The 13,511-nt window shown below is 60.5% G+C and carries 14 protein-coding genes; 3 read left to right on the top strand and 11 right to left on the bottom strand.

Annotated features, from left to right (window positions below):
- Positions 1-263 precede the first annotated feature (263 nt).
- From FBY36_RS09620 to FBY36_RS09610, 3 genes are all read right to left on the bottom strand, one after another.
- Positions 264-1,043 carry an MBL fold metallo-hydrolase gene (locus FBY36_RS09620; RefSeq protein WP_142118876.1) on the bottom strand — a complete coding sequence of 260 codons (780 nt, stop codon included), beginning with the start codon at positions 1,041-1,043 and terminating at the stop codon, positions 264-266.
- Positions 1,044-1,085: 42 nt separating this feature from the next.
- A complete protein-coding gene (locus FBY36_RS09615) occupies positions 1,086-1,508 on the bottom strand; it encodes a PAS domain S-box protein (protein ID WP_200830475.1) in 423 nt (140 codons plus the stop codon).
- A 177-nt stretch (positions 1,509-1,685) separates the two neighbouring features.
- Positions 1,686-2,171 carry an Lrp/AsnC family transcriptional regulator gene (locus tag FBY36_RS09610; protein WP_166843131.1) on the bottom strand — a complete coding sequence of 162 codons (486 nt, stop codon included), beginning with the start codon at positions 2,169-2,171 and terminating at the stop codon, positions 1,686-1,688.
- Positions 2,172-2,304: 133 nt separating this feature from the next.
- On the opposite strand from FBY36_RS09610, the gene ald reads away from it, so the two are divergent.
- The 3 genes from ald to FBY36_RS09595 all read left to right on the top strand — a co-directional run bounded on the left by ald (position 2,305) and on the right by FBY36_RS09595 (position 4,774).
- Positions 2,305-3,420 carry an alanine dehydrogenase gene (gene ald, locus FBY36_RS09605; protein WP_142122576.1) on the top strand — a complete coding sequence of 372 codons (1,116 nt, stop codon included), beginning with the start codon at positions 2,305-2,307 and terminating at the stop codon, positions 3,418-3,420.
- 68 nt (positions 3,421-3,488) lie between these two features.
- Positions 3,489-3,746 (top strand): hypothetical protein, encoded by a 258-nt coding sequence (locus tag FBY36_RS09600; RefSeq protein WP_142118872.1) that lies wholly within the window; start codon positions 3,489-3,491, stop codon positions 3,744-3,746.
- Positions 3,747-4,279: 533 nt separating this feature from the next.
- Entirely contained in the window at positions 4,280-4,774 is a 495-nt protein-coding gene (locus FBY36_RS09595) for an HtaA domain-containing protein (RefSeq protein ID WP_235008784.1), read from the top strand.
- A gap of 220 nt (positions 4,775-4,994) precedes the next feature.
- Here FBY36_RS09595 and FBY36_RS09590 read toward each other — a convergent pair whose 3' ends face one another.
- The 8 genes from FBY36_RS09590 to FBY36_RS09555 all read right to left on the bottom strand — a co-directional run bounded on the left by FBY36_RS09590 (position 4,995) and on the right by FBY36_RS09555 (position 13,439).
- Positions 4,995-5,759: a type 1 glutamine amidotransferase gene (locus FBY36_RS09590; RefSeq protein WP_142118870.1), complete on the bottom strand. Its 765-nt coding sequence runs from the start codon at positions 5,757-5,759 to the stop codon at positions 4,995-4,997.
- Between the two features lie 279 nt (positions 5,760-6,038).
- Positions 6,039-7,823 carry a helix-turn-helix domain-containing protein gene (locus tag FBY36_RS09585; protein WP_142118867.1) on the bottom strand — a complete coding sequence of 595 codons (1,785 nt, stop codon included), beginning with the start codon at positions 7,821-7,823 and terminating at the stop codon, positions 6,039-6,041.
- A gap of 4 nt (positions 7,824-7,827) precedes the next feature.
- On the bottom strand, positions 7,828-8,988 hold the full coding sequence (locus tag FBY36_RS09580) for an NAD(P)/FAD-dependent oxidoreductase (RefSeq protein ID WP_235008783.1): 1,161 nt from the start codon (positions 8,986-8,988) through the stop codon (positions 7,828-7,830).
- Entirely contained in the window at positions 8,985-9,221 is a 237-nt protein-coding gene (locus tag FBY36_RS09575) for a ferredoxin (RefSeq protein WP_056332056.1), read from the bottom strand. The genes FBY36_RS09580 and FBY36_RS09575 overlap by 4 nt, the downstream gene beginning before the upstream one ends.
- Before the next feature lie 5 nt (positions 9,222-9,226).
- Positions 9,227-10,420 (bottom strand): cytochrome P450, encoded by a 1,194-nt coding sequence (locus tag FBY36_RS09570; protein WP_056331965.1) that lies wholly within the window; start codon positions 10,418-10,420, stop codon positions 9,227-9,229.
- A complete protein-coding gene (locus FBY36_RS09565) occupies positions 10,417-11,157 on the bottom strand; it encodes a gamma-glutamyl-gamma-aminobutyrate hydrolase family protein (protein ID WP_142118866.1) in 741 nt (246 codons plus the stop codon). Before FBY36_RS09565 ends, FBY36_RS09570 begins: the two co-directional genes overlap by 4 nt.
- A gap of 1 nt (position 11,158) precedes the next feature.
- A complete protein-coding gene (locus FBY36_RS09560; protein ID WP_011777266.1) occupies positions 11,159-11,932 on the bottom strand; it encodes an SDR family NAD(P)-dependent oxidoreductase in 774 nt (257 codons plus the stop codon).
- Between the two features lie 61 nt (positions 11,933-11,993).
- The gene (locus FBY36_RS09555) at positions 11,994-13,439 is read right to left on the bottom strand and encodes a glutamine synthetase family protein (protein ID WP_235008782.1); all 1,446 of its coding nucleotides are present in this window, start codon (positions 13,437-13,439) and stop codon (positions 11,994-11,996) included.
- Between the last annotated feature and the right edge of the window lie 72 nt (positions 13,440-13,511).

Here is a 13,511-nt window from a genome sequence, read left to right as displayed (position 1 = left end):
GGCACTGAGGCGCCCGGCAGCCTCCGCCAGGTCGTCGTGTTCTCGGGTGAGTTGCTCTGCAATGGTCGTCATCGTCTCTGAGCTCCAAGCGGTCTGTGAGTAGTGCTGCCGCCATTCTTCCCGACCGGTCAGGCAGCTGTATGTGCGCCGCGCACATAAGTTGACGCCATGCTGTCCGTGGTGGACCTTCTCCCATTCTGTCTTTGAAAGAAGAATCGAAGGTTGGGCTGCTAACCGCCCAACCTCCGATTCCAGTCCTCTTGCTAGAGCCGGATGTCGGCAGACTCCCCCGGCTTTAGGGCGATGAGCAAATCGCTCAGCCCGGCGTCCGCAAAGAGTTTGCTGATCTGATCCGCATTTTGGCTGAAATGTGCCCACGAATCCTCGTGCACTGGAACGACCTTTTTAGCACCCATGATCTTGGCCGCTTCGAGGGCACGGTCATTGCTGAGAGTGATATACGCCCCGTCAGCAATCACATCGAATTTAGCGCCGCCGACGAAGAGCACAGCGATATCAATGGTTGGAAAACGGTCCGCGATTTCGCGCACGATATCGAGCTCGGAGTTGTCACCGCTGATGTACACCGTGGGCATGCCCTCTGCTTCGAGGACAAAGCCGATCACCGGACCGAGCGCGTCCCACACGCCCTCGGGGCCATGGTGCGCGGGCACTGCCGTGATCTTCATCTGCCTGCCATCGGGAAGCGAAACGGTGTGAACGTCGTAGTCGCTGATCCCAAGAACGTTGGGGCCGAAGCTCTTCGCGGCCTCCGTCGTGGTGAGGGCAAGCGGCACCATCGTGAGAAAACCCCGTCCGGCGACGTCCAGATTATCGATGTGCTCGTGGGAAGCGAGAGCTAGGTCAACTTGACCAAGCTCCTCGGGGGTGGCGCTCGGGCCGAGCTTCTTGGTCACGGGCCCGGCAATTGGGTGGTGGTAGACCTGGGGAGAATCAAAGGTGGGGTCAGTAATCATCCGGTAGCCGGCGATCTCGAGGAGCAGGGTCGGTCCTCCAATGAGGGTTACTTTGACGTCGTCCATGATTTCAGTCCTATCGGTTCGGTGGGGCCTGATTGCGGAGGTTCAGCTTTTGCTCATCATTTGAGCCGTGATGTCTTCCGCCCCGTGCAGGACGTAGACGAGCTTGCCCTCATCGTCGAAAGCCGGGGCGTTCAGGGGCTGGAACCAGCGGGGCTCGAAAATTCCGTCCGAGTTCTCAATGTCATAGCGAACAGGCGGAAGAATGTCGATTTTTCCGGTCTCGACAACACGCTCGATGGAGCTGCGCAGAATCTCTGTTCCCTTCGCATCCGGGTTGTCAGGGTTGTCCGGAAAAGCCTCAAGGATATCCATGCCGACGATTCCCTCACGGCTCTTTCCCGTAGATGCAAGGAACGAGTCAGTGGCGGCGACAATCGTTCTGTCGGGGGCGACGATGATGTATTGGTTCGGCAGACTTTCGAAGATTCTCTGAAAGTCGGGGTTACGTGCATCTGAGGATGACACTTTCGGTTCCTTTCCTAATAAAGCGACGGCTTTCGCGTCTCGCAATGCCATTGGAGCAGCTGGCCGCTCCCCTAACTAGTGCAAGACATGGACCGGAACGCTCAGCTGCCTCGACCACGAAACCGCGGGATGACCCTCGGCTGGGCCATCTACGGCGAGCGAGTTGTCCTAGGCCACCTAGAGCCCGAAGGCGGTTCCATGACCGTGTTCGAACACGAGGTTGGTCTGGGTGCCTGCGACGGCAGGATTCGAGGACAAGTGGTCCAGTACGAATTGACGGATGTGCTCGGTGTTTTTGGCCGTGATGTGGATCAAAAAATCGTCGGCACCGCCGAGCACGAAGAACTGCTTGATTTCGGGAAGGTCCCGTAACTCGTTTCCGAAGGCGTTCATGAGGTGACGGGCACCAGGCCTAAGCCGCACGCTAACCAGGGCTTGGAGAGGCAGGCCCATCGCTTCGGGTGCGACTTCGACGGTGAACCGCTTGATCACCCCGGACTCTTTAAGCGCCTTAAGGCGGGCAAGACAGGTTGAGGGCGCAAGCCCCAGGGCTTCCGACAACGACTGATTGGTTCGCCTTGAATTCTTGGATAACAGACCCAGAAGCCTCTGGTCGACTTCGTCCAGAGTCACCTGCTGCAGTTTCTGCGGGTCGGACACCATGTAATACTCCTCACAGTGCAGGAATTTGCCGGTTACTGGCATTCTGCCGTAGATCCTGTGCTGAGACACGCCTCATCCGCAGTTTCTGTCATTCTTTTTCCCACAAGCATCAATCTCCCCAGAAAGCGTGAGCATGATCATCTCCGTCCCCAAGGAAATCAAGAACAACGAGTTCCGCGTCGCCATCACAGCTGCCGGCGTACATGAATTCAAAGCAAACGGCCACGACGTGCTCGTGGAAACCGGTGCCGGCGTTGGTTCCGGCATTAGCGATCAGGAGTACGCACTCGCCGGAGCTGAGATCGTTGAGACTGCGGAAGAGGTCTGGGCCCGAGCCGACATGGTGATGAAGGTCAAGGAACCCGTGGCGTCCGAATACCGCCATTTCCGCGAGGGATTGCTCCTTTTCACCTACCTTCACCTTGCCGCGGAGCCCGCACTGACTCAGGCGCTTGTCGACTCCGACGTCACGGCCATCGCTTATGAGACGGTGCAGGAAGGCCGGGCGCTGCCGCTGCTCGCACCCATGTCCGAAGTAGCCGGCCGGCTCTCCGTTCAGGTCGGCGCGACCTCCCTCATGGCGCCCGCCGGCGGCAAAGGCGTGCTGCTCGGCGGCGTACCCGGCGTCCGCCCCGCGAAAGTGGTGGTCCTCGGTGCAGGTGTCGCAGGCACCAACGCCGCCGCCATGGCCCTCGGCCTCGGTGCCGACGTCACCATCCTGGACATCAACATCAACCGCCTGCGCGAACTCGACGCCCAGTACCAGGGCCGGCTCAAAACCGTGGCGTCGAACTCGTACGAGATCGAAAAGTCAGTTATCGATGCAGATCTCGTCATCGGCTCCGTCCTGATTCCGGGAGCGAAGGCCCCCAAGCTCGTCACCAACGACCTCGTTGCCCGGATGAAGCCCGGCTCGGTCCTGGTGGACATCGCCGTGGACCAGGGCGGCTGCTTCGAAGACACCCACCCCACCACGCACCAGGAACCCACCTACGAGGTCCACAACACCATCTTCTACTGCGTGGCCAACATGCCCGGAGCTGTCCCGAACACCTCCACCTACGCGCTGACCAACGTCACACTCCGCTACGCGGTTGCTTTGGCCAACTACGGCGTCAAGGGTGCTTTCGACCGGCTCCCCGCCCTGGCGGGCGGTCTGAACGTGGCGGCGGGAAAGGTCACCCACAAGTCTGTCAGCGATGCCCATGGACATGACCTCGCCGACTGGCAGGACCTCGTAACGGTTTAGGACATCGGCTGTGCCTGCCCGAGAGAAGGCAGGCACAGCCCGCTCCATAGGAAGGGGCACGGTATTAAATGGCATTTCACCTGCAACCCAAATGGCAGCCGCTGGTTGGCCAACTGGTCATCGTGAAACTTCTGGATAAGGAGATCCGCCGCGGAGTTGTCGATGCAGTAACCGATGATGATCAAATCCTGTGGCTCGACAGTGACGGCGCCGAGCCCCGCCGTCTCTTTCACCGGGCAGACGGTTTCAAGGTGTGGGTCGACTATAGATGGGAAACCGACAGGTTCAGCCTCTGCCCTGATTTCCAGCATGCTGCTGCACCATGAGGTGCGAACACTCCGCTGCGCCTGGACGCGTACAGGTTCTGGAACAGCTGCATGACGAAAATGAGTTAGCAAGAGCCATTACTCGGCTGCGCTCTGAAACAGTCCAAGAGGAAGCTTCAGGCGTGCTTGTCACCTGGCACGGCCCCTGGTCCTACACCCTTGAGCTCAGCCAGCAGATTCCTCCTGGACTCGTCTACGAGTGCGTCGCCCCTGAACAACTCAACTGCTGAGACTGATTCAGGAACGGTCTGACTGATCGAGCCCATCGCCGCCCCTCCCCCAACGGTGGCGGCGGGGCCCCTCCAGCAGGCTGTCGACCTCAATAACGAGCCGACCGGGGGTCCACCGTCCCTAACGGATGGGCACCAGGCACACAGCCGGTGCGAACGCTATGCCCGCAGTACATATCGATCATCTGTGCCGGCGCGACAATGGTCGAATATGAAGAGTCGGTAAGCCACTCCCATTTCTGCTGTGTCGGGAGCGGGAGCACCACCGGCCGTGTGCAACCTGGCAACGAGAAGGAACCCCTGATGTCCGAACCTACTGTGGAAAGAGCAGATCTCGGCATGGCCTGGGCGGTGAAAGAGAGCTTTGTACAGTACGTGCAGTCTATGCGCGATGGACGCATACTCCTGCGCGAGGGTGCTGCCGTGACAAATACCCGGCAGTTCTATTTCCCGTTCAGGAGCCTGGATCATTCTGACGGGGACAACTTTGTGCTCCAGTTCGGTGGAGAGGCCCGCTTCCTCGCCCATCACGGGCTTATGTCGGTCTCGATTTGCAACCCAAAAATAATAGTCGGGCCCGACGGGGCATGCCTGTCCATCGAACAAGGAAACGAGATCGTGCACCTCGCCCATCTCGACTTGCCGGCGGTGTCTGTGGAAGACGGCATCAACATGTGGGCAAATGTCCCAGTAGCTCTGACCAGCGCAGGAGCGGCTGTTTTCGCAGATAGCTATTCAGCCGGAGAAACGCTGGCTCCGCTGACCATGAGGGCACCATCCTTTGTGGAAGTATCCTGACCCCGTTCTGGGGTGAACTGGCGGTACCAGCTGGGACAAGGTCCTGGGCCAGACATGAAGACGCCGTGCTTTGCCCCGCTCCATACTGGTGGATCCGGGCACGAGGTACTGGCAAGGGCCTGTTCCTGCCCGCAGACTCAATGAGTCCACGGGCAGGAATTGCTGCATCGACTAGTGTCTAACATCCACCCGCGGCCGCAGCGCCACCACGCACTGTTGGTTATTGAGTAGCCACCGTTGCCGTGGTTCGGACCAGGTGGGCGAAGCGTCGCGCCATCGCCTCGGTATGCTCCCTCACGATCTGGTCTTGATTCTCGAATGCTTTCATTCCGCGGCCGGCACGCTCCACGGCAACCGTGTCATTCTCATTGACTAGGGACAACCACTGGCGGTAGACCACCGGCGAGATCTCCGGGTGAAACTGAACTCCCCATGACATCTCGCCTACCCGAAAAGCCTGATGCGGATACTGGGCCGTCATCCCGAGCCATACTGCTGACGGCGGGAGTTGGTCGATCATGTCCCCATGCATGGCCCCTCCGAAGAAGGGATTTGGCAATCCGGCCATCAAGGGATCCTCGGCAGCATCGGGCCGTAATGCCACCTCGACGACCCCCGCCTCGAGGCCTTGGTCTCCTCTGGCCACGGTCCCGCCGAACGTCTGTGCCATCAACTGAGCTCCAAGGCAGATCCCTAGTGCCGGTTTCCTCCGGCTGGCGGCGACCGCCATAAGGCGCCGGATGTCGGTAAGCCAGTGATAGTCACGGTCGTCCAATGAGCTCATGTCACCGCCAAGAACCACCAGAGCGTCCTCCTGAATCACGTCCGGGATCACGTCACCACTGAAAGGCTGGATAATTCTGGTGGTTATCCCCTCATCCTGCAGCCAACCACCGAGACGGTCCAGCGGGCAGTGAAAATCTGGCTGTATGACGAGTGCCTGCAGGGTACCGGTACCTCGGGGCAGGTTTGGCTCATTGGTCATTCTCAAAATTCCTTATCGGGCGGTCGGGGTTTCAGCCTGCGAAACCCCGGGTTGTGAGGGACGTTGGCATTCCTGGGCGGTTAACCCGGACACCGAGGCCCCTGGCCTTTAGTCCCCGGACCCAGGCGGACAACTTCAACGTAGCGAACAGCACGGCCGGGGTTGCAGTGCCGGTTGCACATTAGGATCCGAATGTGTGTGCCTTAGAGAGCATGGTGCTCCTGGGCTCACCCGAATATTCCTCAGCGGACCCCGGCCGCTGCTGCCGCCATTGAAGAGTCATTGAGGAACAGCACGGTGGCCTTCACGCATCGCCAGTCGCGCAGCAATGCCCGTGGGCAGCCAGTCGCCGGCTTCTTCGAATGAATGACCGATGAGCTGCTCTACGCGCTGGAGCCGTTGCCGGAGTGTGTTGCGGTGGATGTGCAGTTTGGAGACCGTGTCGGCACTGGACCCTTTATTGGACAGGAGCATGGCGACTGTTTCGGCCAGCTGGGTTCCATTTTCCGCGTCGTAGCGCATGAGGGATCTGAGTTCCGCGAGCACGTCCCTGATCTCCGCAGAGATCCCCTCCCCAAGAAGGGGCAGCTCCTGCAGGTGTTCTATGTCGCTGAAAGAGGTGACCCGTCTCCCGGATGTCCTGCCGACCAGTTCTGTCCAGGCCAGTGCGGTTTCAGCGTCTGAGAGCGCTTTCTGCAGAGAGGCGACGTCCCGCGCCAGGGGACCTACGCCGGCGAAAGCTGAGACGCCACGGTGTTCGTCGAGGTCAGAAAGAGTCGTCTCCAGCTTCGCCTTGATATCTTCTCCGGAGCCGGAAGGGGTATCGATAAAGAGCAGACTGAGGGGGCCTTCCGTGAAGACCAGGGATCGGGGGCCGGCCAGCTCCTGAAGGTAGGGGGCGATGCGTCTGGACACCGCGTCAGAGTCGAATTTCAGCCGTTTCACCCGCACCAGGACCGGCAGAGTGCGGCCCTTGGACCATCCTGACTCCTCGAGAATGCGGGCGAATGTGCTCGTGCCGACGCTTCGGAGCAGGCGTGAAGCATGGGATGAGCCGACGGACTCCAGTTCTACTGCTTCAAAGAGGGCGGCCAGCTGAGAGCAAATGGCGCTGAGCCGATCGAGCTCTCTGGTGGAATAACGGCGTGGACGATAGCACGTGACGATGCCCCGGGTGCTCGTCAGGCCAAAGGAGACAGATATCCGCTCGTGTCCGGCGAAGTTGGATTCAATGAATTCGGACGTTGCTGTTCGTGAGTGAGTGGTTCGAACTACGATTCCGCTTCGCTCGCCCTTGTCCATTGCGATGGCGGTGGGCGGCGATGTGGCTGCACCCCGGCCGAAATATTCAATGACGCAGCCGTCGGAGCTCATGTGCTTAAGAATCGCCTGCGTGGCCACTTGGGCGCATTGTAGGACGGAAGTGGCGGAGTTGATCGGGAAATCGACAAGGAAGTGCGCAGCTGCGGATTGGCGCCGCAAGTCATCAACCGTCTCAGCCTGCAGCAGGCCGCTGGCAAGCAGCACTCCCACCTCGTCAGCAATCAGCTTTGACTCCCAGGTGAAGGTTTCCTCCTCATATGACCAGAGGCTGAACACGCCAAGGAGGGTCCCGGTCGGTGCCACGATCGGGACAACCAGCATCGAATTGAAATCTTCTTCCTGCAGTTCACTGATGCTGGCGAACCTCGGGTCCTGCTGAATGTTCTTGTTTAGGACAACCGACTGTCTGGTGAGCCCTGCCCAGCCAGTTACACCTTCGCCGAGGCGAAGGGTGATTCGTCCCACTTGCTGGCTTTGCACTCCAGGGGTGCCTGCGCGCATGACAAGGACTTGTTCCTGTTCATCCCACAGGTAGACGAAAACCCCTGCTGAGTTTGTTGCCCTGGCTACCAAGTCCACTGCTCTTTGGGCAAGCGCGAGTGGATCGGGTCCTTCCATCATGAGCTGCGTGAGCTCGGACAGGGTGTCTGCGCGAAGCTCTGCTATTTGGAGTTTGCGGCGATAACCTGCGGGCAGAACCTCATTCGGTTGCGGGGCCGCAGGCTCAGCAGGGGGTTTCATCGTTTCAGCTTAGAAGGCTCATGCCCAGGGAGGCCCGGCTGAACTGCCTTGGCGCGTTGACGCCGATCCAAGCCACGTCCTCCTCCGCAGATCCAACCCGGTACAGGGCGGCGTTGCGTTCCTCCGCAGCGTATACCTGTACAAGTTCGCCTGCCGTCGGAAGCATTCCGTGCACCTGTACCTTTCGGCCGAACTGCTCCGTCCACCCGTACGGAGCCTGTTCCAGTTCGCTGGAGTCGAAGCCTGCGAAGTATTCTGCCAGGGCTGCGCCATGACGTTGGGCCTGGGTCCAACTCTCGAACCGCCGAAAGGTTCCGTCCTCGGCCCGCCGGGCCGAAACGTCTCCGATAGCGAAGATCCCGTCGGCGATTTCACCACTGGTCAGGAGGGCCTTCCCGTCCGCAGTGCAACGGACTCCGTTGGAAATGTCGAGCTCGCTGTAGGTCAGCCATTCGGTGTGGGGGCGTGCGCCGACAGCGCTGATCACCAGGTCGGCGTGCAGGTCCAGGCCGCTGACCCGGACCTTCCACTGCGCATCCGTTTTCTGAATGGATTCCACAGCAACCCCAAAATGAGTTACGACACCGGCCTGATGCATCCATGCCTTCGCTTCCTCTCCCAGATGTCCTGAAAAGAAGCGCTGCATTGGTTGCGGAGCCAAATCCACTACCGTGACGGCAAGCCCACGCTGGGCGAGTGTAGATGCCAGTTCCGCACCAATGGTTCCCGCGCCGATGATGATTGCACTGGCAGCTCCTGCATCCACGGCGCTGCGCAGGGCAAGGGCGTCCTGCGCGGTTCTGAGGCTGAGAACGCCCGCTGGCTCGTTCGGCAGCCGGATTGAGCCGGCTCCTGCGGAGATGACGACGGCGTCAGCGGCTATTTCTCCGAGCTTGTCCGTCAGGACAGTCCGCTTGTCGGTGAGCAGCCCGATGGCCTTTGCATTGAGGATCGGCGTAGCCTCCGGCCACCACTCGGCCGGTTCGACGGGGCCGGTGCCAAGAAGGAATTGCTTGGACAGCGGGGGCCGGTCGTAGGGCGCGTTCGGGTCTGAATCAACGACTATAAATTCGCCTGCAAAGCCCAGCTCGCGGCTGCGTTCAATCAGCATCGCCGACGCAACCGAAGCACCAATGACCGCAACCCGGTCTGGCAGATGTGTCACGATGCCGAAACCTCTGATGCTTTCTCGCTGGCCTCGTTCGTTTCCCGTTCCAGGATTGCCCGTTCGGGGCAGTTCCGGATGGCCTTGCGGACGTTGGGTTCATCGCCGCTGTTTTCGCGGCCAGGAATGACGTGCGCGTAGCCTTCCTCGTCGATCTCAAAGGTTTCGGGTGCCAGAGCCCAGCACCGGGCGTGGCCTTGACAACGCCCTCCGTCGACCCAAAGTTCTCCCATGGTGATCAAGCTCCAATCTTGAGGGTAAGCGGGCCGACGCCGTGCCACGGTTCGTCGTCATTCGCCCGTTCAAAGTGAGGGACAGCCTTCAGGAATTCCTCCATGGCGATAACCATTTCGGCGCGGCCAAGGTTCGAGCCGAGGCACCGGTGGATCCCTCCGCCGAAGGCCAGGTGGCGGTTGTCTTCACGGTCAATCTTGATGTCGTTGGGTTCTTCGTAGACCTCCGGGTCACGGTTGCCCGCGCCGAAGACGAGCACAACGCGTTCGCCAGCCTTGATTTCCTGGCCCCGGACAACTGTGTCCTTCTTCGCGGTGCGGGCCATGGCCTGGACCGGGGAGAGCGTCCGCAGGAATTCTTCGGCTGCGGTGGGGATCAGGTCCGGGTCTTCCCGCAACTGCTGCTGGGCCTGCGGGTTGCCGGCCAGGTACCAGAGGGCGGAACGGATCGCCCAGGCGGTCGTGTCGAGCCCGGCGAGGAAGAGCAGGTAGCAGTACGACAGCAGCTCTTCCCGCGTGAGCTTCCGGCCTTTCACTTCCGCTTTCAGGAGCTGGGTGATCAGGTCATTGCTGGCGTCCGCTTCCGGTCCGGCCTTTTCCCGTTCGTCCAGAAGGCGGTCGAAGTAGTCGTTGAGTTCGCGTCCGGCCGCATATGCGGTTTCCGGATGCGCGGTCCGCTCATAGATGATTTCGTCGATCCACCGGTCGAAGATTGGCCAGTCCTGTTCCGGATATCCGGCCAGGCGGCTGAAGATAATGGTCGGCATCGGGCGGGCAAGCTTTGCCGAGACATCAACGACGTCTCCGGCTGTGAGGACTTCCTGGCACAGCTGCTGAGCGGTCTCCCGCATTCCGGGTGTCAGCTTTGAGATGTTCATGGGGGTGAACATCGGCAGCAGGATTTTGCGGAAGTCAGCGTGGGTCGGCGGATCGATGTCGATCGGAATCAGGGGGACGTCAGTGCCGAACGCCGGGAGGAGCATTGAGGGTCCGACCGCGAACGTGTCGGGGTCCTGCTCGGCGTTGAAGATATCTTCGCTCTTGGTGATGTACCAAAAGCCTCCATACTTGTTACTGTGCCCGACAGGTCCGTTGGCTAGGATGTCCTGGTATTCGTCGAAAATGTTGTCGAGCGACCGTCCGTGGAAGTCAAAGTCTGACTTGTTGTGGCTGAGTCCCCGCTCAGTTTCTGTGCTCATGAGAATTGCTCCTGAAGTGGTTTCTGTGACTGTGCGTACGCTGCGGCCTTCTCCACGAGATCGACGAAGAGGGCCTTCTGGGCTTCGTGGTAGTCGACCATGTGCTCGGGATGCCATTGGACTCCGATGAGGCGGGCATCGTCGGCTTCAATTGCTTCGATAACATCGCCTTCCCGTCCCACGACACGAAGGCCTGTTCCGAGCTTTCCCAAGCCCTGGTGGTGGTAGCTGTTCACGGGAATGGTCAGGTCTTTGGCGATCCGGGCAAGTTCGGAACCGGGCTCCAGTTGTACCTGGTGCCATGGTTCATGAGAGGGATGGTCCTGCCAGTGCCCCCTGTCCGGGCTCACTTCCTGGACGAGGTTTCCGCCTCGAATAACGTTGACTAGCTGCATCCCCCGGCAAGTGGCCAGGATGGGCAGGCCGCGGAGCATGGCCTCGTTGTAAAGCTCGATTTCGAAGTCGTCCCTGATGTCGCACACGTCATAGACCGTGTCGGCCGGGTCCTCCCCATACAGCCGGGGGCTGATGTCACCGCCGCCGGTGAGGATCAGCCCGTCGAATCCTTCAAGCGCCGCATCGGGGATCATTGCCGTGGACGGAAGAATGGCGGGACGGCCGCCTGCGGCAAGCACGCCGTTGGCGTAGGCCATGTTCTGGACCGTTGAAGGCATCGGGCCAAAGGCGGTATCGACGGTCTGCCGGGCCGCGGAAATGGCAATAAGGGGCGCCCGCATGTCAGTAAACCAGCCAACCGCCGTCGACGTGGATGGTGGTACCGGTCACCCAGCTGGCCTCGTCGCTGGCCAGGAACGCGACTGCGTTGGCAACGTCGGAGGGCCGTCCGATTCGTCCGAGCGGCGTGCGGTCGAGCAGGAACTTCACGGCGTCCTGGTTCTCCAGCACGGACTTGGTGAATGGGGTCTCGATGAAGCCGGGGGCGACAGCGTTGACACGGATTTTGGAAGCTGCGGTTTCGATGGCCAAAGCCTTCGTGAACATAAGAAGTGCACCCTTGGAGGCGTTGTAGTGGACCTGGGGGTGTCCGCTGCTGGCGATGACGATGTGGGCCTCGACAGAGGTGATGTTGACGATGGCACTGGTTGAATCGTCGCCCCGGGCGGCAGCGCCCTTCTCCAGCAGCGGCCGTGCGGCCTGGCTGACCAGGAACGGTCCGGTGGAGTTCACGGCGAAGACCTGGTCCCATTCCGCTACGCTCACGTCGTCGAAGTTGCTGCCCTTGACGATTCCTGCGTTGTTGACGAGGGTGTCGAGCCGGCCGAATTTTGCGTCGATCTCGGCCATGCCGCTGCGGACCGAGGCTTCGTCGGCGACGTCCATAACAACAGGCACCATTTCCGGGTGCTGGCCGATCAGACGTTCGAGCGCGGCCTCGTCACGGTCCAGGGCTACGACGGTGGCGCCCTCCTTGAGGAGCTTTTCTGCGATGGCAAGGCCGTTTCCGGACGCGGCTCCGGTGACTGCAGCGATCTTTCCGGGGTGAGTGGTCATTGGGTGCTTCTTTCTGAGTATTTAAAAAATGGAAATGGAGCTCTTAGCGCTGCACTCTGCGCTAGATGCGTTCCAGGTAACGTGCGATCTCGAAGTCGGTGACGCTGGTCTGAAGCTTGCGGAGCTCCCAGCGCCTCGTCTGGACGTAGTGGGTCACGAAGGTTTCGCCGAAGTACGCCTTGGCGACCTCGCTTTTTTCGAACTGTTCGATGGCCTGGTCGAGTGTTCCGGGCAGCTGCTTTACCTGGTGTCCTTCCTCCAGGGCGTAGGCGTTTCCTTCCACCCGCTTCGGGGCGGTCAGTTCCTGCTCCACGCCGTGCAGGCCGGCAGCGATGTTAGCGGCGATGACCAGGTAAGGATTGGCGTCAGCGCCCGGTACCCGGTTTTCAATGCGTGCGGCGCTGCTCTTTGACGGGATGGACCTGATGGCGACCGTTCGGTTGTCCAGGCCCCAGGTGGCGCTGGATCCGGCCCACTGCCCGCCTTCGGTCCGCTTGTAAGAGTTGATGGTGGGCAGGTAGAGGGCCGTGAGCTCCGGTGCCGTCTCGACGACGCCGGCCAGGTAGTTGTATCCGATGGCGCTCAGTTCGCCGGGCTCCTCGGCATTGGCGAAGGCGGACTTGCCCGACTGCGGATCCCAAAGGCTCTGGTGCATGTGCCCGGAGGAGCCGGCCCACTCCGGGTTGATCTTGGCCATGAATGATGCCGTGTAGCCGGCCTCAGCTGCAACCTCCTTGACGGTTGCCTTTAGCCGGAGGGCGTTGTCCGCGGCTGCGAGAGCATCCGAATAGTGGATGTTCATCTCGAACTGGCCCGGACCGTTTTCACTGTTGCTGGCCTCGATGAAAATGCCCTGCTCAGACAGGCGGCGTCGGATCTCACCGATGAGGAACTCGGTGCCTGTGTCCCTGACGAGGCTGTAGGTGTGACTGCCCGCCGTGATGGGGGTCAGGTCGCGCCAGTCCTTGGCGGCAAGGTCCGTCGGGGTGCCTTTGAGCAGGTAGAACTCGAACTCGTAGGCGCAGACTGGCGAGTATCCAAGGTCTTCGGCTTTCTGCACGACTCGCTTGAGAATGCTCCGGGGACAGATTGCCGCAGGCTCGCCCGACATCTCGTAGGCGTCGCAAATGACGGAAGCCACGCCGGGTTCCCCCGGAACGACCTTCAGGGTACTGAGATCGGGGAGGAGCGTCACGTCAGGGTAACCCGTGTCCCACCCCGTGTAGCTGAGATCAGAAATGATTTCGTCCTGAATGTCCCAGCCGAAGATGATGTTGCAGATATTCGTTCCGCGCTCAGCGACGCTTTCCAGGAAGTACCTGGCAGGGATGCGCTTGCCGCGCCATACGCCGTCCAGGTCCACGACGCCCACTTTGAACGTTTTGATGTCGTTGTCGGAGACGAACTTTTGCAGTTCGTCATGCGCTGACGCGGCTGAGGATTGATCCTGCATGTCGATGGCCTCGAGTTCGTGGAGGTCCTCCGGGACCTGTGTGATGGGATTCACTATGTACCTCTTATCCTCATTGATATTGGTTACTAAAAACACTAAGAGCGGGGTCCTTTTGGCGTATGTGCA

The organism is Arthrobacter sp. SLBN-122 (assembly GCF_006715165.1).
Classification (GTDB): Bacteria; Actinomycetota; Actinomycetes; order Actinomycetales; family Micrococcaceae; genus Arthrobacter.
The sequence above is the reverse complement of the archived record's forward strand: the minus strand, read 5'-3'. Positions and strand labels throughout refer to the sequence as shown.

Coding starts and splice junctions, on each gene's coding strand:
- FBY36_RS09620 (WP_142118876.1), bottom strand. CDS start 1,043: ATGGACGACGTCAAAGTAACCCTCATTGGAGGACCGACCCTGCTCCTC.
- FBY36_RS09610 (WP_166843131.1), bottom strand. CDS start 2,171: ATGGTGTCCGACCCGCAGAAACTGCAGCAGGTGACTCTGGACGAAGTC.
- ald (WP_142122576.1), top strand. CDS start 2,305: ATGATCATCTCCGTCCCCAAGGAAATCAAGAACAACGAGTTCCGCGTC.
- FBY36_RS09600 (WP_142118872.1), top strand. CDS start 3,489: ATGGCATTTCACCTGCAACCCAAATGGCAGCCGCTGGTTGGCCAACTG.
- FBY36_RS09595 (WP_235008784.1), top strand. CDS start 4,280: ATGTCCGAACCTACTGTGGAAAGAGCAGATCTCGGCATGGCCTGGGCG.
- FBY36_RS09590 (WP_142118870.1), bottom strand. CDS start 5,759: ATGACCAATGAGCCAAACCTGCCCCGAGGTACCGGTACCCTGCAGGCA.
- FBY36_RS09585 (WP_142118867.1), bottom strand. CDS start 7,823: ATGAAACCCCCTGCTGAGCCTGCGGCCCCGCAACCGAATGAGGTTCTG.
- FBY36_RS09575 (WP_056332056.1), bottom strand. CDS start 9,221: ATGGGAGAACTTTGGGTCGACGGAGGGCGTTGTCAAGGCCACGCCCGG.
- FBY36_RS09570 (WP_056331965.1), bottom strand. CDS start 10,420: ATGAGCACAGAAACTGAGCGGGGACTCAGCCACAACAAGTCAGACTTT.
- FBY36_RS09565 (WP_142118866.1), bottom strand. CDS start 11,157: ATGCGGGCGCCCCTTATTGCCATTTCCGCGGCCCGGCAGACCGTCGAT.
- FBY36_RS09560 (WP_011777266.1), bottom strand. CDS start 11,932: ATGACCACTCACCCCGGAAAGATCGCTGCAGTCACCGGAGCCGCGTCC.